The organism is Streptomyces sp. NPDC020362 (genome assembly GCF_040642095.1).
GTDB lineage: Bacteria > Actinomycetota > Actinomycetes > Streptomycetales > Streptomycetaceae > Streptomyces.
Genome location: NZ_JBFAET010000104.1, coordinates 15,960 through 31,937, shown reverse-complemented (window position 1 = coordinate 31,937; position 15,978 = coordinate 15,960). Strand labels below are relative to the sequence as shown.

Below are 15,978 nucleotides of genomic sequence, written 5' to 3'. Positions count from 1 at the left end.
CCGCTGACAGCATTTCACGGTCGACCCGGCGGTGGGCTTGGCAGCCCAAGGGAGGGATTGGTCACGAGGAGGCTCGAACGGCTTTTGGAAGCCGTGATCACGGGGCTTTCCTCCTTTCAGCCGGACAGCTCGTGCCTTCCTGAAAGCGGGCTGAATGGTGGCCGCCCAATGTGATGTCATGTGTATGAAGAAAGGGAGGGCTGTCAGGAGGATTGCTTCTTCAGCAGCTTTCCGTCCGCCGAGACGATGAACCACTCTCCGTCGATGCCCTGGCCGTTGGCATCACCGGCGACTGCGTCACCGGCGTAGTAGTACAGCGGCCACTTGTTGTACATCACCTGCGACACACCCGTGGTGCGCTGCGTTTTGGCCAGGAGTGACTGCTGTGCGCCGGCGCCCGTCCTGACGGCGGACGAAGAGGTCAGGGCCGGCCAGACCGCGATGCATGAGGGACCGCAATTGCTCACGCCTTCCTTGTCCTTGGTGAAGGCGTAGAGCGTGCGGCCCGACCGGTCGACAAGGATGCGCCCGTACTCCGAGTCGGCGACTCGCACCGAGACGGGAGCCGCCGCCTTGTTTTCGGCGTCCTTCTTCTTCTCCGATGCGTTGCCGCCGCAGGCGGAGAGCGTGAGCAGAGCAGCGGAAACGGCTCCTGCCGCGAACATGACGCTACGAGTACGCATGATCAGGAAATCCTTCGAGAGATCTGGCCGCCGGCCCATGGAGCCTGACGAAAATCCGTAAGGGCGCTCCACAGGGTGGCTGTTGTCATCCATGGCAACGTGTCCGAAGCCGCGCGGAGTTCACAGTACGGCGAAGAATTTTTTCGTTCGGCACTGACCTGTTCAGACTCCGGCTGCGTTGTTCAGGTTGCAACGCCCCTGAAGGGGCCATCTCATACGGAAGGCTGGAAAACGTGCGCAAGATCATCCTTGCCCTCGCTACCACTGTCGTGACGCTCGGTGTCGGCGCGGCCTCACCCGCCCTCGCTCAGGGTGGTCACGACAGTCATGGCGGCATGAACATGGCCCAGGCGTCCGGCGACCCGGTCAAGACCCCCGCACACGGGCCGTCCGCCTCGTTCACCGCCACGCTCACAGGCGCCCAGGAGGTTCCGGTGGCCAGCGGTCCGGCTGTGGGCGATCCCGACGGTTCTGCCCAGGCCGTCGTGCAGGTGAAGGGTGACCGGGTCACCTTCGCTCTGAAGTGGCGGGGTATTGGTACTCCGACTCTGGGCCACATCCACCAGGGCGTCTTCGGCAAGAACGGCGACGTCAAGGTCCCCCTGTTCACTACCGCGATGCCCGCCACCGTGGACGCGGCGGCGGGCCAGGCCAGTGTCACCGACGCGGTACTCGCCAAGCAGCTGCGCACGAATCCGGCCGGTTTCTACCTCAACCTGCACAGCAAGGAGTTCCCCGGCGGCGCGGTCCGCGGGCAGCTCAAGCCGGTCAAGTACCAGGTGAACCCGATGAGCATCATCAACGGCAGCTCGCAGCTCGCCCTCATGGACGGTTCCCAGGAGGTTCCCGCCCCGGGCAAGAAGGTCGGCGATCCTGACGGACACGCCATCACCTTCGTGCACCCACACGGCCAGGCGGTCGACTACTCGATGGCCTGGGTGAACATTCCCGCTCCGACTTTGGGCCACATCCACCAGGGCGACTTCGGCAAGAACGGCGACGTCAAGGTGCCGCTGTTCGCCACTGCCGTGCCCAACGGCATCTTCGCGATCTCGGGCACCGCGCAGGACCAGGACCCGGCTGTGGTGAAGCAGATCCGGAACCACCCCTCTGGCTTCTACGCCAACCTGCACACCTCGGAATTCCCGGACGGAGCCGTGCGCGGTCAGCTCTTCGGCCGTGAGGCGGCCAGGGACGACAAGGGGCAGAACGCCGGCGGCGACAACGCCGACACGCAGGCCCCGCCGCGCCAGGGGAACGCCGTCCTCTTCGACGAGCCGGGCTCCTTCTCCGAAGACAACCCGTCCCAGGGCATCTCCGGCAGCGGCTGCGTCAACGTCTTCCGGCCCGGCGTCACCTCCGCCATCCAGACCGGCCAGCCGGTGAAGGTGTGGTCCGGCAAGGGCTGCACCGGCGAGAGCCTCGTGATCAAGGGTGACACCACCGACCTCGCCGGCGTCGACTTCGACAACAAGATCTCGTCCGTCTTCTTCGGCGACGTCTGAGGCCCCGGGCCGGTGTGGTTCAACTCCACACCGGCTCTGTCCTTTCCCCGACACCTTGCGGCATCCGTCCATGAGGGAGTCAGTCCCTGTCCGGCGACACCATGCCGTCGGCCGCCCGAGTCGACGTCCCGCTGCCGATCCGACAAGCTGGAACGCCAGATGCGGGGCTCCTCGGCCGACGCTGCTGCCTCCGTGCATTCCGCATGCGTAGCGGCGGACGACGCCCCGGCTCCGGAGGCGACGAAACCGGCAACTCCCCACTACCCGAGATCGCGAGGGGACCCCGAATCAGCCTCGACCAGGCGCAATGGACCCGCTCTTCCCGCTTTGCCCCGTGCCGGCAACCAGGTACCAGGACCTGCCCCCCGGCATGGCGAACGCGGCGGGATGCTTCGTCGGTGAGGTGGCGGGCCATGAGATCGGTCATGGCAGGGTGGATCATGGTTTCGGAACGGGCGGGGAGGGTTTCGGAGCCGCGGGCCGGCCGGCGGTGGAGCATGAGCCAGCCGTAGGTTCGCTCGACCGCCCAGCGTTCCTCCGTGCGCGGCCATGCACGGTCATGTGCGCGGACAACCAATGATGCTCCTCACACGAGAGCAAGCTCATGCGGTAGTGCTCCGCGGGAGCTGGAAGCGAAGTGAACTGTTCATCCCCGCCTCGCATTTGTGTCGACAAACGACAGGCCCTCTCGACGGAGCTGACCTTGGACAGCCTCATTTCCGATCACTGATCACTTTCCCAGGGCGCCGGACGTACCATGCCAGTCGGCGATTTCCGGCCCATCTCGGCTCTGCGGGTCGCGCTGCCCATCCTCGGCGCATGTGCTCGAACGGTCAGCAGGAAGGCCGTCGTCCGAAGGCGGCCTCGTTGGCCTCGGTGTCCGCGGTCCCTGATCAGCATGGTCGGAGTGCCATTCGGACACGCTGCCCTTGCTGTCCGCACCGTCCTGACCGGGATCTTCTGACGGTTCTCCGGCCGCAGCGGCATCGCGACCCCCCTGCTGACACCGCCCCGCTCCCACCAGACAAGCACCCACCGGACCAGTTGTCAGCACCCCGCCAACACAGTCACGGCATTGCCTACTGTGGGGCAGTCGCTCGTGTGCGGCCTGCAGGCGTCGCAGATCTGTGAGGTCGGCAGTGCCCTGGCCTTCGCGTACGCCCTGCCGAGAGGTCAGTTCGGCGATCAGCCCGTCCAGCAGCCGTCCCAGCCGCTTGATCTGGTTACGGCCGACGCGGCGCCGCAGTGCGGTAGCGCGTTGAGCGAGCCGGCCAGGGTGCGCAGCGTCTGGGAACGTCCGCTGAGGGGCGACCCGATGGTGTGCAGTTGGCCAGCCTGGTACAGGTCGAGCACCAACGGCGAGCGGTTCTGCTGGGGCGACAGGTCGACCATGCCGTACTCCACCGCCGACAGCGCGGCCTGTCGTTCCGCGGTGGGCTTGGGCGCGGGCGGCGATGGCGGCGCGGTCACTCCAGCAGCGCAGGTAGCGGCGGGAGCCAGGGACTCGCCTGCCGGGTCACACCGGCGAGCCGATCCGCCTGCGCGATGGCCATCGTCAGAACCGCCGGAACAGTGGCGGTCTCCGACTGCGCGGAGCCGGAACCGCCGCGGGGCCGGCCGACGGGCAGCGAGGCACCCAGATCGCGCCAGGAGATCGCCTGCACATGCACCTCCGCGCCCGCCGGGACCGCCGACCCGGCTCGCCTGGAAGGGCAGGAGGGCCGAGGGGCCGAAGAGCCATCGCACCGGTCGACTACAAGGGCGGCAGCGCCTTCGCAGAGTGTGCCGACCTGCCGCACACCGTCGGCCTGGTCACCGATCTCGATACCCGCCTCGTGGAGCGTGCCCTGGTCTCGTTCGGTGCTGAGCTGCCGCAGCGTCATCTAGTCGGGCCGGTTCACCACCGCCGGCATGGCCACAGGGTCTGCAGCAGCTCCGACTTGCCGGGACTGGTCGTTCCCGCAATCAGCGCGTGCGGACCGTCACGGACCAGGTCGACGGCGAATTCCCCGTCGTAGACGACGCCCAGAGAGGCCCTGATGCTGCGGTCCCCGAGCAACCACCGGCTACGACCGCCTCCGCCGTGGACGGCTCGATGTCCAGCCGGTTCAGCAGAGGTACGGAGCTGGGCAGCGTGCTCTCGTCGCTGTCGCCGGCGCCCCTGAGCGGAGCCGGCGCTCGCGCGCAGGGTTCGTGCCAGTGGGACTCGGCGAGTCGGTCCGTAGGTGGCTGATGGTTCAGATTCTCTTGTGAACGATTCGACCGAGCGACTCCGTGTAGTGGGTGCATCCGGAAGGCACACGAGAGGACGTGGACGAACAACATGAGCAACGGCATCGGTGCCCCGCCCCCGCAGAGGCCGGGAATCGGCAAGGCGTACCGCGGTGCGCGGACCGCGCTCCGTGCCCTCGCCGCAGTCCTGATCGGCTGCCTCATGGCACTGGGCGTGGCCGCGTCCGCGACGGCGGCGGACGATGACGACCTGATCAAAGTGTTCGTCGTCCAGGAACCCGCACAGACCGGGGGACAACTCGCCACCCTGGCGTCCATCGCGGCAAGCACACTGGGCGACGCCTCGCGGGCCAAGGAGATCCTCGACCTCAACCGCGGTCTGGCCCAGCCGGACGGCCGCGCGCTGAACGGCCCTGACGACCAGTTGCGTCCGGGCTGGATTCTGCGGTTGCCGGAGGACGCCTCGGGGCCCGACGTACGACAGGCTCGGGACACCGGAAACCAGGGCACCCCTTCCTCCCGCCCCGACGGGGCAGGTGCGCCGAGCGGCGGCAACCGCACGACAGCCGCCGGGTCCACCATGCTCACCATTCCGCTGACCGCAGCCGTTGCGGTGCTCGCTGCCATCGTCCTCGCGCTGGTCACCGCCGGCATCGTGGGCAGGCGCAAGGTGCGCGGGGCGTACGGCGCCGTGATGCGCGCGGGCCGTGGGCTGGGTGCCCCGGTCAGGCGGCGGCGCCGGCTCATGCTGCGCCGTGCGGTGGGACGGCGGTTCGCTACCGACGCCGACTCGGTCCGGCGGGCGTACGGCACGGTCGCCGAATTCGCGGCCGGACGGCGCCGACGGGAGACCTCGGTGTACGCACTGCGTGTCGACAACGCCGGTGCGACGGCATGGCTGTCGGCCTCCGACGCCCTGGAGGCTCCCTGGCGAAACGTTGACAGCACGCGCTGGCGACGCGCCACTGCCGAGGCCGGCTGGTTGAACAGCCCGGCGGACGTTGGTACGGCATCGTCGGCGGCGACCTCCGCCACGTGCCTGGTGCGGGTAGGGACCGACACCGAGGGCGAGGCCGTTTTCGTGGATCTCAGCCGACTCGATGGTGTCCTAAGCGTGACCGGTGACCAGGGCGTGGCCCGCGACGTGGTGCAGAACGTGCTGGCGGAGATCGCGCGCATCCGGCCAAACACACCGGTGACCGTTCTGCGCGGAGAGGATGGCGCTCTTCCTCTCACCCTTCCTGCCGGCCTCACACGACTCGGCCGAGCCGAACTTCCGCCTGCCACGGGATCCATGCCGGTGCACGGCACCGTGCGCGGAGCCGCCTCACGTCGCCCGGTCATGGGCCTCGTCGTCGTGGCGGGCACCCCCACCGGGCAGGAGGCCGCGGAGTTGACCGCGCTGTGCGGACCCGGCGGTGCGGGCTGGACGGGGCTCGTGTACGGCGAGGTGAGCGGTGCACACTGGCGTTGGTACGCTGATTCCGACGGCGATGTGGACATCCCGGCGCTGGATGTGAAGCTTACCGTTCCGGCGTGACTCATATGCTCGTGGCGAAGCTGACGGCCCGGCCCCCTCCACTGTGCGCTGTGCAGGCCAGTATGGGAAAGACCGGGCTTGAGGTTCGGCCTACCGTGCGCGGGTGCCCGCGCCTGTCTTCACCTTCGCGCGTAGGCTGATGAGCGCGTAGTGCTGACGGGATTTGACGGTGCCTGCCGGTATGCCGAGTAGCCGTGCCGTCTCCTCAATGGTCTTGTCGCCCAGGTAGATGTGCATCAGCACCTCACGGTGCTCGTAGGGCAGTTGTCGCAGCAAGGCGGTGACCTCGGCCCGAAGGATCACCCCTTCGGCATCGTCGTGCCGAGCCATGTCGCGTCCCTCGGCGCCGATGGTTTCGTGGCGGTGGGTGGCACTGCGCAGCCTGTCGACAACCAGGTTGCGGGCCACAGTGAGCAGCCAGCCCCGTACCGAGCCCTCGGTGCCGTAGAGCCGCTCCAGGTGATGCCAGGCGCGGATGAGGGTTTCTTGGACGATGTCCTCCGCAGCGTGGCGATCATTCAGCAACTTCTCGACATAGGCGAGCAGCGCCTTCGCGTGGTCGGAGATCAGGGTGTGCAGCAGGTCCCTCTGGCGTGCGGCCGTCGAGGCGTCCGCAGCGGTGATCATGTTCATGGTCCAGTTCCCGAAATGAAGAGTCGTGCAAGTGCCGTACTGCATATGGCGCGAGGGAAGCAGGCCGGCCAGACCCGGTTCGGTTGTCGATGGCCGCCCGCCAGCACGTGGTTCGTGGCGATCGCGGGTGAAGTCCTTGTGAATGCAGTCCGCGGCGAGCGTAAGCAGCGGCCACTGCCGGAACGCTGACGAATTTCTGACGTTCGTACCCACCTTCGAGAACGCGGCTCTCTCCTGCAACGGCCTTGTGCTGTTGGCCAGTTGGTGTGCGGTGACGGTGGAGCTGTTCGCCGACCGACGCAGCGCTGTGGGGTGGTTGGACAAGGAGCGTCCCGTCCTGCTCGCGGACGTGGACCAGGAGGCCAGGCACGGCTGCGGTGAACACGGCTTCCAGCCGGCCGCAACGCTGGAGTTGCACGCGCTTGAGGGGTACCGGGCCGTCCACGGCCGTTACTTGGAAGCGAACGCTCTGATAGGTAGACCTGTCTGGGACGGGGGTCTCGCGCGTAGAGACAGGCCGTAGGACTCAAGCTCGGTGCTGGTCAGCGCTTGAGCCCGGTGAGCGGCTGCGGACGGTACCCGCGTCTAGGATTCCGTGGGCAGTTGTTGAAGAAATTGCTGGAAGGTGTGGACCTCGCCGTCGGCCAGAGGCGCGCCGTGGGCGAAGCCGACTGCTTTGAGGTCCTGGGGGATGCGGGCCAGGCTACCGGGTCGCAGTTTGGGATCGGCGGCGAGTGCGGCGGGGCCGATGGCGAGTTTGCCGCGGTTGAAGGCTGCGTCCCCCATGAGGATGGTCCGGCTCGGTTCGTGCATCAGCACGATGTGGCCGGGGGAGTGGCCGGGGGTGTGGATGACGCGTAGCCCGTCGCTGCCTTCCACCAAGTCTCCGTCGGAGACGGTGCCGTCGGCGGTGGTGGGGGTCCAGTGGAGTTTGGGCAGGTGGTCAATGAGGCGGCCGATGGCGCCCGATCGTCCTTGGGCCGGTACGCGTCCGGATTCCAGCCAGGCTCGGTCGGCGTCGTGGATGAGGATGTGTGCGCCGGTGTGGCGGCGGAGTTCGGCGGCGCCTTGTACGTGGTCGGGGTGGGCGTGGGTGAGGATGACGCGCCGGATGTCGGAGGGCTTGCGGCCCAGGTCGGTGACCGTGTGGAGAAGTACGCCGGGGGCTTTGGACCATCCGACGTCGACGAGGGTGAGGCCGTCGTCGCCCTCGATCAGGAAGGCGTTGTCACGCTTGCTGGTGGCGATCCGAGTGACGCCGGGAGCGAGCTGGCTGTGCATGAGAGTTCCTTGAATCGTGCAGCGTGCATTTTCCAACGGGGAGAGGACCGTGCTGGGGGTGGTAGCGGCACCGCCCCCTGCACCAGGCTCAATGGCTGCGTGCGACCGGGGCGGGTATGTAGCCTTCGTGGGCGAGTTTGGGCAGGATGCCGCCGTTGGCGAGGATGTCGAGGACCAAAGGCGGCAGCGCGCCTCCGTTCAGCCGGGTGCCGGACCTGGTGTTCTCGGCCCAGCCTTCGGCGAAATCGAGGCGTGCGGTGTCGCCGTCGGTGAAGGCCGTGGTGGCGCCGGGGACGGTCAGGGCGGGTAGGCCGTGATTGATGCAGTTACGCAGGAATAGGGAGTTGAACTCCTCCGCGATCAGCGCGGTGATGCCCAGCTCACGAAACAGCGCGGCGACGGGACGGGACGAGCCGAGGCCGAAGTTGCGGCCCGCCACAACGATGTCGCCCTTCTCGACCTCGTCGGTCCATCCCGGGCGCAGCTCGTAGAAGATGTGCCTCGCGGCTTCGGGCACGGGCAGCTTCATGGCGAACGCGGGGTACATGGCGTCGGTGGTGACGGAGTCGCCGACCACCCAGACGCGTCCGGTGATGAGGGTGTCCATCAGCTGAGTTCCCCTCGCGGGTCGGTGACGCGGCCGGTGAGGGCGGAGGCGGCGACGGTGGCGGGGGAGGCCATGTAGATCTCCGCGTCGGGGCTGCCCATACGGCCGGTGAAATTGCGGGTGGAGGATGTCAGGCAGACCTCGCCGGGGGCGAGCAGGCCCATGTGGTAACCGAAGCAGGCACCGCAGGTGGAGTTGGTGACCACCGCGCCCGCATCGGCGAGGTCCTGCAGGTAGCCGGCGCGCATGGCGTCCCTGTAGACCTCCTGGGACGCCGGCGTAATCAGCAGGCGTACTCCCGGCGCGACCTTGCGGCCACGCACGATGTCGGCGGCGATCTTGAGGTCTTCGAGTTGCCCGTTGGCGCAGGATCCGATGAAGCACTGGTTGACCGGACGCTTCTCGATCGCTGAGATCGGCAGCGAGTTGTGGCTGACGGTGCCGGGACGGGCTACGTAGGGCTCCAGCGACGAGAGGTCAACGCTGCGTACGGCGGCGTAGCTGGCGTCCGGGTCCGGGTCGGCTGCCGTGTAGGAACCGGGGGGTGCTCCGTGGGCGGCGAGGAAGTCGCGGGCGAGGTCGTCGATGGGGAAGGTGGAGAAGTCGGCGGAGATTTCGGCGCCTTGGGTGGCGATGGTGCGCCGGTCGTTCATGGGGATGGAGGCGAGGCCCGGTCCGCCGTATTCGAGGTTGTGGTTGGTGGCGTCGCCGTAGGTTCCGGCGATGTACAGGAAGATGTCCTTGCCGGAGACGGCGTCGGGCTTGGTGCCGGTGAATTCGTAGCGGATGGTGGGCGCGGCCTGGAACCAGGTTTTGCCGGTGCACAGGATCGAGTACACCTCCGCCGGGCCGAGACCGCGTGCGGCTGTGTTGTAGGCGCCTGCGGCGCAGGTGTGGGAGTCGGTGCAGGCGAGGATCTCGCCAGGGCGGGCGAGGCCGTTCTCGGCGATGACCTGGTGGCAGATGCCGTGGCGGCCGACGTCGTAGAACTTCTCAATGTGGAAGTCGCGGGCGAAGGCGCGGGCGTGGGTGCCGCCTATGGCGTCGTGCACGTTGGGGGCGGGCACAGCGTGGTCCATGATGACCGCGACCTTGTCGGGGTCGTTGATCTTCAACGGTTGGACCCAGCTGGTGGCGAACTGCAGGTCGATCATCACGGTCATGTCGACGTCGCAGACCACTGTGTCACCGGCGCTGACCTTCTCCAGGCCGGCTTTGCGGGCAAGGATCTTCTCCATCATGGTCATGCCCATCAGGCACCGTCCTTGGTGTGGTCGCGGTATCGCTCGCCGATTTCGGACCACTCGCGCAGCCCGACGAGTTCGAACAGGCCCTGCGGGCCGGGCGTGGCTTCGGGCATGGTGCCGCCGAGGCGGCCCAGGGCCTCCAGCCCATGGAGCACATAGGGGGCGAGCAGGGCTCCGGGGTGGATGGCAATCCGGAAGCCGAGTTCGGCGAGCCGGTCGGGTGCGGTGTCGGGGGTGAGGCCTCCCTGCACCATGTTGATCAACAGCGGGGCGTCCACCTCGGCGGCGATCCTCTCGATCTCCCCGATGTTCTGCGGAGCTTCGATGAAGAGGACATCGGCGCCCGCGGCCGCGTAGCGGCCCGCCCGGTCGATTGCTTCGTCGATGCCCAGTGGTCCGCGGGCGTCCGTACGGGCGATGATCACAAGGTCGTCGTTGGTGCGTGCCTGGAGGGCGGCGTCCAGCTTCTCGGTGAATTCCTCGGGGGAGACGAGCTCCTTGTCGGGCAGGTGGCCGCACTTTTTCGGGAATGCCTGGTCCTCCAGGTGGAGGGCTGCTACACCGGCCTTCTCGTATTCACGCACGGTGCGCGCGACGTGCATCGGTGCGCCGTAGCCGGTGTCGGCGTCGGCGATGAGCGGGATGCCGTCGAGTGCGGTGACCACGATGCGGGCCCGGTCGGTCATCTCGCTCTGGGTGAGCAGCCCGATGTCGGGCAGGCCGAACCCGGCGACGGACACCCCTGCGCCACTGAGGTAAGCGGCGCTGAAACCGGTGCGGGCCACGAGGTGGGCGGACAGGCCGTCGAACACGCCCGGGGCGGTGATCAGGCCCCCTTGGGCGAGTAGCGAGCGCAGCCGGCCACCGGCGGTGGTGGGCGTCGTCGAGGTGGAACTTGCCTGTGACGACGGTGACATGAGGACTCCTTGCAGTTTGTGATGGGTCAGTCGAGGACGCCGCGGACGGGGGCGGCGAGCAGGTCAACCAGGCGGCGGAGATCCGGCTGGTTTTCGAGGCTGAGGACGATGTGTTCGATCTCGGCCGCGCGGTCGGCATCGATGACGCTGGCGGTCAGCGCCCGGTACTTCTCCCGGATCTCGCCGTTCGTGAGCGGATCGTCCGGGCCGCCATGGGGTTGGTTGAGGGCCTGGGTGAGGACCTGGCCACCGCGCAGCGTGACCGTGAGGCGGGTGTTGTAGCCGCGCTGGGTCCAGGTGGGATCCTGCGGCTCGTCGACCTGCTTCACCTCGGTGCGGCCGATCAGCTGCCAGACGTCGTCGGCGTCTATCCGGGCCGGAGTGAACTGCTCTGGTCGCACGTGGCCGTCCAGGAGGGCCACGGCGGTGGCGTAGGCGATGTTCATCTGGGCGCCGATGGTGGTCAGAGGGCGTTCGGGGATCCACCACCCGTGGTGGTAGATCGCGTCGGGTACCTCGATGCGGAGGGATTCGATGTCGTCGGCACTGAACGTGCGGCCGTCGGTCATCGCGATGGCGGCATCGATGGCGGGATGGAGCCCGCCCATCGCCGCGTGGATCTTCACCGTGATCTGCTCGGTGTTCCACTCCTGGCCCAGGCCCTTGGTGATCTGGGTGGCGTCGGGGTTGTGGCCCTCGCCGAAGGTGGACAGGAACCCGCCATAGGGGCGCTCGAAGACCCTTTTGATGCCGGTGTAGCCGGCCTGGGCGAGTCCGGCGGCGTAGAAGCCGTTGCGGGAGGCCAGGCCATGGTGCATCCGCTTCGACATCGCCTCGTACTGCGCGGCCATGAGGCCGGCGGACTGCGTGGCGGCCAGGCCGAGTGCGTCCTCGAAGGCGGCGGCGTCCAGGCCGCGCATCGCCCCGGATGCGGCAGCGGCAGCGTGCGTCCCGAAAACCGAACCGGAGTGCCAGCCACGGGAAAGCATTTCCGCACCGTGCAGCGCCAGGCCCACCCGGGTGCCGGTCTCAAAGCCCAGGACCGTCGCCCGCAGGAATTGCGCGCCCGTGACCGCCGTCAGCTGCGATGCGGTGGACACCAGCGCGGGCAGCACCAGGGAGGTGCTGTGCAGCGGGGCGGCCGGGTAGTAGTCGTCCAGCTCGAAGCCCTGAATGAACGTGCCGTTGAGCACCGCGGCCGCCGAGCCGCTGGTGGTGTACCCCCAACCGATCACCGGGACGTTCCCGGCGCCCTCCAGGCCCAGGACCGCCCCGACGGCCGTGCGCGACCACGGCAGCTGGGCGCCGATCAGCGCGCAGGCCAAGCCGTCGAGTACCAGGTGAGCGGCCCGCTCCCGCACTGAGGCGGGGATCTGATGCAGCGAGGTGGCGGTCAGCCAAGTGGCCAGTTGCCCTGTGGGGCCGCTCGGGTCGGTGGGCGGTCGGGTGGTCGTAGGCGTCGGTGCGGACACCGCGCTCACCTCCAGTGTTGAGGAACCCAGATCGGGCGGAAGGAGTGGTCCGGACTCCCTCGGCCACTCACATTACAATTTATAACATCTAGTTTTGCAGGGTCGGCAGGTAGCATGAGCGCGTGGCCCTAAAACGAACCTCTCTCCCCCGCACCGCCGAGGCGGTGGCCCTTGCGGAGCTCCGCGACGCGATCGTCCGCGGCGACCTGGCCCCCGGCGCGCCGATCCGTCAGAGCGCGGCCGCCGAGGAGCTGGGGCTGAGCGTCATCCCGGTCCGCGAGGCCCTCAAGACGCTGGCCGGGGAGGGGATCGTGACTTACGTCCCGCAGCGCGGTTACACCGTCACCGAGCTGAGCCCGCAGAGTGTGGACGGCATCTTCCGGATCAGGGAACTCCTGGAGGCGGAGGCCGAGGCGAACGCGGCGGCCCGGATGCGGCCCGAGGACGTTGCCGCGATGCGCACTGCACTGGAGGCTCAGCGTGCTGCCGTAGCCAGGGCCGATGTGCAAGGCGTGATCACGCACAACCGGAATTTCCACTTCGCGCTGCTCGACCGCTGCGACAACGAATGGATGCTGCGCTTCGTCCGGCAACTGTGGGAAGCCCTGGAGCCGCACCGCGCCCTGTCCTACCGCCGCGGAGCTGACTCCGGCGACCTCGATCGGATCGAGGCGATCCTCGCCGAGCACGACGGCATCGTCGCCGCCTTCGAGGACGGAGACCGGGCTCTGGCAGTGCGCCTGCTCGCCGAGCACCGCACGCATGGCCGCTCCGATTTCCACCGGCTGCTCAGTTCACCCCAGGGCCAGTAGGGCGCTCGCCGCGCTCCTGCCCGGGGTGCCGCCGAGGATCGCGGGAACCGGGAGGATGCCGTTCATGGCAATGCCTTTCCGGCCCGGTGGGTGCGCCCGCAGTCGTCAGTACGAGTACGGGCGCAGGAGGTCAGATTCCTTCGAGGCGGACCGCGTTGGTTTTAGGGCCGAGAACGGCGACCACCACGCTCATCAGGGCGATCAAGGCGGCGCATATCAGGTACAGAAAGCCCGCGCCCAGCGCGTGGAGGATCGACAGGGCGCAGAACGGCAGGACGGCTGCCACCAGCCGGGAGAGCGCGTAGGTGCGACCCAGGGCCGTGTTGCGGACCTCGGTGGGAAACAGCTCGGCCCCGTAGGCGCGCGAGACTGTCGCGTTGATGACACTGATCAGCGTGGTGCACAGGCCGGAGGACACGATCACCCACGCGCTACTGCCCAGGCCGAAAACCGTGCCGGCCACGGCGACCAGCAGCGAGGAGACGATCACCAGGGTCCTGCGCTGGATCCGTTCGACCACCTGCATCAGCAGCAGACAGCCCAGCGGGTAGCCGAGAGCAGTCAGCGCCGAGTACGTCAGCGAATCGACCACGGTGAAACCTTTGTCCAGCAGCACGATGGGGGCAATGGCGGTGAAGCCGTAGAAGCCGATCGGGCCGAGCGCCTCCATCACACACACCAGCAGGGTGCGCCGGCGCAGCTGCGGTCCCCACAAGGACGGCTTCTGCGCACGAACCTCTGGTCCAGACGGCATGGGCATCGGATGGGGGCTGGCGGCGTGGCTGGGGTTCTCGGCGCCGGTCGCCGGAACCGGATGTCCGGCGCTCGATTCGATCCGGGCCAGGGCATTCAGGGCCTCGGCCGGCTGGTGGGCGGCCAGCCACCGTGGGGATTCCGGCAGACGGCGCCGCAGCACCCACACGATGACGGCACCGCATGCGGCGAGGACCATCAGCCACCGCCAGCTGGCCACGCCGGCCGGACTGTGCGGAAGTTTCGCGGCCAGTAGTCCCGCCACCGGCACAGCCAGCATGCCCAGCCCATAGGTCGTGGCCATCATGCGGCCACGCTGGGTCGTCGGCATCAGCTCTGCCAAGTACGTGTCCACCAAGGCGAGCTCCGCGCCCAGACCGACACCCAGCATGACACGCAAGGCGATGAGCGTAGGTGTGTCGGGTGCGAAAGCGGCACCCACGGACAGCACTGCGTACGCGACGAGGTTGATCTGGAACATGCGCCGACGCCCGAAACGGTCGGCGAATCCGGACAACAGCAGGGCTCCCAGCAGTTCGCCTGCGAACGTTGCCCCGATCAGCAGTGACTGGGCAGTCGTGCTCGACGCCCACCCGCCAGGCAGCAGCGGCACCAGCAGACTGCTGAGAGCGACCTCGAAGAAGTTGAAGAAGGAGCCGAGCCCGACAACCAACAGGACACCGCGGTGCCAGCGGCCCACAGGGAGCGCGTCGAGTCGGGACGCGACCACCTCCTGCAGACGAGATGCATCCTCAGTGTGGGGCACGGCGCGCGTCGCGCCAGAAATGTCAGCCATGCGTCATCCGGTTCCACTATTTGCAACCTGCTCTTCAGGCCGGGGGCAGAGAGTGACAGGCGCATAAATCATCGTCAAGGACTCTGACATGACGGACTAGCCCCGTGGCGATCGCTTGCATGAGGCGGGCCGAGGCTCATAGTTTCAGATACTGGATCCATGGATCTAATCTGCGGACACGGCGACAGGGTGGCGGGCATGACAGCGACACGGACCGAAGGCGGAGACACGGCCAGGCGGGCCCTACGCCTGCTGGAAGAGGTAGTCGGCGCGAGCTCACCGGTGGCCCTGCAGGACCTGGCTGATGCGGTCGGCTTGAGCAAGTCCACCGCCTACCGTCTGCTGCGCGTCCTGCAGGAGGAGGGGTATGTGACCCGGGCGGACGGCGGTGGTTACCGAATCGGAGCCCGGCTGATGGGACTTGCCGCCGAAGTGATGCCGCGCGCAGACGTGTTCGCCGGAGCCCGCCCCATGCTGCGGGCCCTGGCCGACCTCTCCGGCGAAACGGCCACCCTGCACGTGCGTGCAGGTGACGAGGCTGTGCTGGTCCTCGGCGCCGAGAGCGACTACGAACTGCGCAGGGCCGCCAGAATCGGCTCGTCCACCCCCCTGTACCGCGGCGCCAGCGGCCAGGCCATCCTCGCGTTCCTCCCTGACTCCGAGATCACCGCGATCATGCAGCGGGCCGGCGAGGCGGCGCACACCGACGAAGTCGCAGGCGCCCTCACTTCAGTGCGCACCAACGGATACGCCTTGTCACAGGCGGCCAACCACCCGGGCCTGCTGGGAATCGCCGTACCCATCCGGACCACATCGCAGCACGCGGCAGCCTCGGTCGCCATCTCCGGCCCCTTCGACCGCTGGACCGCCCGGCGCGCCGTCGCCATCGTCGACCTGCTCACCGAGCGTTGCGCGCGCCTGGCCTCGCTTTTCGAGACATCCTCGCCCGCAGTGAGTCCTGGCTGAACGTCTGCGAGGCCGTCGTGTGCCGGGCCCACCAGCACGCGGCCGGGGCGGTGAAAAGGGGGATCTGCAGAAGGAGTCGCCGGGCGGCGTCTTCGCCGAGCCCGCCGACCATGGACTCGGGCTTTCCCGGGGCGGCCCGACCACCAGGATCCACCGCCTGGGTATTGCTCGACGGTGCGGATGGGGGATTCGGCGAGGTTGCGGGGGATACTGAGGGGTAGTTTCCCGGCGGCGTTGACGTCACCAAAGACCACTGCGGCGATCGCTGCGCCCTGTTCCTGCCCGGCGTACCAGGCCTGGAGAACGGCGGCCGTGTGGTCGTGCCAGTTCGTCATGTCCACCGGTCCGCCAGTGGTCAGGACGACAACCGTGCGCGGATTGGCCTCGCTCACCGCCCGGACCAGTTCGTCCTGGCCGTTCGGCAGTTGCAGGCCTGGACGGTCGGCGTGCTCGCTCTCGTACGCGCGGATCACCACGACGGCCGTGTCGCACCGAGCGGCCAGTTCCGCTGCCGCCATGACTGAGGGGGAGCGC

15 protein-coding genes and 2 pseudogenes are annotated in these 15,978 nt (G+C 68.1%); 5 read left to right on the top strand and 12 right to left on the bottom strand.

What is annotated here, in order from left to right; genetic code table 11:
* Positions 1-203: 203 nt before the first annotated feature.
* Entirely contained in the window at positions 204-776 is a 573-nt protein-coding gene (locus AB0H32_RS29750; protein WP_361126561.1) for a hypothetical protein, read from the bottom strand.
* A gap of 140 nt (positions 777-916) precedes the next feature.
* Here AB0H32_RS29750 and AB0H32_RS29745 point away from each other — a divergent pair, with 140 nt between their 5' ends.
* On the top strand, positions 917-2,188 hold the full coding sequence (locus AB0H32_RS29745) for a CHRD domain-containing protein (RefSeq protein WP_361126558.1): 1,272 nt from the start codon (positions 917-919) through the stop codon (positions 2,186-2,188).
* Positions 2,189-2,579: 391 nt separating this feature from the next.
* Here the strand turns inward: AB0H32_RS29745 and AB0H32_RS29740 are convergent.
* The 3 genes and pseudogenes from AB0H32_RS29740 to AB0H32_RS29730 all read right to left on the bottom strand — a co-directional run.
* Positions 2,580-2,723 (bottom strand): annotated as a pseudogene (locus tag AB0H32_RS29740) (IS5/IS1182 family transposase); the annotation flags it as partial.
* Positions 2,724-3,373: 650 nt separating this feature from the next.
* Positions 3,374-3,658, bottom strand: coding sequence for a hypothetical protein (locus tag AB0H32_RS29735; protein ID WP_361126555.1), 285 nt, complete (start codon positions 3,656-3,658; stop codon positions 3,374-3,376).
* On the bottom strand, positions 3,655-3,852 hold the full coding sequence (locus AB0H32_RS29730; RefSeq protein ID WP_361126552.1) for a hypothetical protein: 198 nt from the start codon (positions 3,850-3,852) through the stop codon (positions 3,655-3,657). The genes AB0H32_RS29735 and AB0H32_RS29730 overlap by 4 nt, the downstream gene beginning before the upstream one ends.
* A gap of 659 nt (positions 3,853-4,511) precedes the next feature.
* Here AB0H32_RS29730 and AB0H32_RS29725 point away from each other — a divergent pair.
* A complete protein-coding gene (locus AB0H32_RS29725) occupies positions 4,512-5,960 on the top strand; it encodes a hypothetical protein (RefSeq protein ID WP_361126549.1) in 1,449 nt (482 codons plus the stop codon).
* A gap of 90 nt (positions 5,961-6,050) precedes the next feature.
* Here the strand turns inward: AB0H32_RS29725 and AB0H32_RS29720 are convergent, their stop codons facing one another.
* Positions 6,051-6,593: a sigma-70 family RNA polymerase sigma factor gene (locus AB0H32_RS29720; RefSeq protein WP_361126546.1), complete on the bottom strand. Its 543-nt coding sequence runs from the start codon at positions 6,591-6,593 to the stop codon at positions 6,051-6,053.
* Between the two features lie 142 nt (positions 6,594-6,735).
* Here AB0H32_RS29720 and AB0H32_RS29715 point away from each other — a divergent pair, with 142 nt between their 5' ends.
* Complete coding sequence (locus AB0H32_RS29715; protein WP_361126543.1) at positions 6,736-7,116, top strand: hypothetical protein; 381 nt, start codon at positions 6,736-6,738, stop codon at positions 7,114-7,116.
* A 62-nt stretch (positions 7,117-7,178) separates the two neighbouring features.
* On the opposite strand, the gene AB0H32_RS29710 is transcribed toward AB0H32_RS29715, so the two are convergent.
* The 5 genes from AB0H32_RS29710 to AB0H32_RS29690 all read right to left on the bottom strand — a co-directional run bounded on the left by AB0H32_RS29710 (position 7,179) and on the right by AB0H32_RS29690 (position 12,117).
* The gene (locus tag AB0H32_RS29710) at positions 7,179-7,874 is read right to left on the bottom strand and encodes an MBL fold metallo-hydrolase (RefSeq protein WP_361126540.1); all 696 of its coding nucleotides are present in this window, start codon (positions 7,872-7,874) and stop codon (positions 7,179-7,181) included.
* Positions 7,875-7,962: 88 nt separating this feature from the next.
* Positions 7,963-8,481 carry a 3-isopropylmalate dehydratase gene (locus AB0H32_RS29705; protein WP_361126537.1) on the bottom strand — a complete coding sequence of 173 codons (519 nt, stop codon included), beginning with the start codon at positions 8,479-8,481 and terminating at the stop codon, positions 7,963-7,965.
* Positions 8,481-9,734: an aconitase/3-isopropylmalate dehydratase large subunit family protein gene (locus tag AB0H32_RS29700; protein WP_361126534.1), complete on the bottom strand. Its 1,254-nt coding sequence runs from the start codon at positions 9,732-9,734 to the stop codon at positions 8,481-8,483. Before AB0H32_RS29700 ends, AB0H32_RS29705 begins: the two co-directional genes overlap by 1 nt.
* Positions 9,734-10,645: an isocitrate lyase/PEP mutase family protein gene (locus tag AB0H32_RS29695; protein ID WP_361126531.1), complete on the bottom strand. Its 912-nt coding sequence runs from the start codon at positions 10,643-10,645 to the stop codon at positions 9,734-9,736. The genes AB0H32_RS29700 and AB0H32_RS29695 overlap by 1 nt, the downstream gene beginning before the upstream one ends.
* A gap of 26 nt (positions 10,646-10,671) precedes the next feature.
* Positions 10,672-12,117, bottom strand: coding sequence for an MmgE/PrpD family protein (locus tag AB0H32_RS29690; RefSeq protein WP_361126528.1), 1,446 nt, complete (start codon positions 12,115-12,117; stop codon positions 10,672-10,674).
* A 122-nt stretch (positions 12,118-12,239) separates the two neighbouring features.
* Between AB0H32_RS29690 and AB0H32_RS29685 the strand changes: the two genes are divergently transcribed.
* Positions 12,240-12,929, top strand: coding sequence for a GntR family transcriptional regulator (locus AB0H32_RS29685; protein WP_361126525.1), 690 nt, complete (start codon positions 12,240-12,242; stop codon positions 12,927-12,929).
* Between the two features lie 130 nt (positions 12,930-13,059).
* Here AB0H32_RS29685 and AB0H32_RS29680 read toward each other — a convergent pair whose 3' ends face one another.
* Positions 13,060-14,478 carry an MFS transporter gene (locus AB0H32_RS29680; protein ID WP_361126522.1) on the bottom strand — a complete coding sequence of 473 codons (1,419 nt, stop codon included), beginning with the start codon at positions 14,476-14,478 and terminating at the stop codon, positions 13,060-13,062.
* A gap of 198 nt (positions 14,479-14,676) precedes the next feature.
* Between AB0H32_RS29680 and AB0H32_RS29675 the strand changes: the two genes are divergently transcribed.
* Positions 14,677-15,444, top strand: a complete 768-nt coding sequence (locus tag AB0H32_RS29675; protein ID WP_361126519.1) for an IclR family transcriptional regulator — start codon at positions 14,677-14,679, stop codon at positions 15,442-15,444.
* 191 nt (positions 15,445-15,635) lie between these two features.
* On the opposite strand, the pseudogene AB0H32_RS29670 reads toward AB0H32_RS29675, so the two are convergent.
* Positions 15,636-15,962: pseudogene (locus AB0H32_RS29670) on the bottom strand (glycoside hydrolase family 3 C-terminal domain-containing protein); the annotation flags it as partial.
* Between the last annotated feature and the right edge of the window lie 16 nt (positions 15,963-15,978).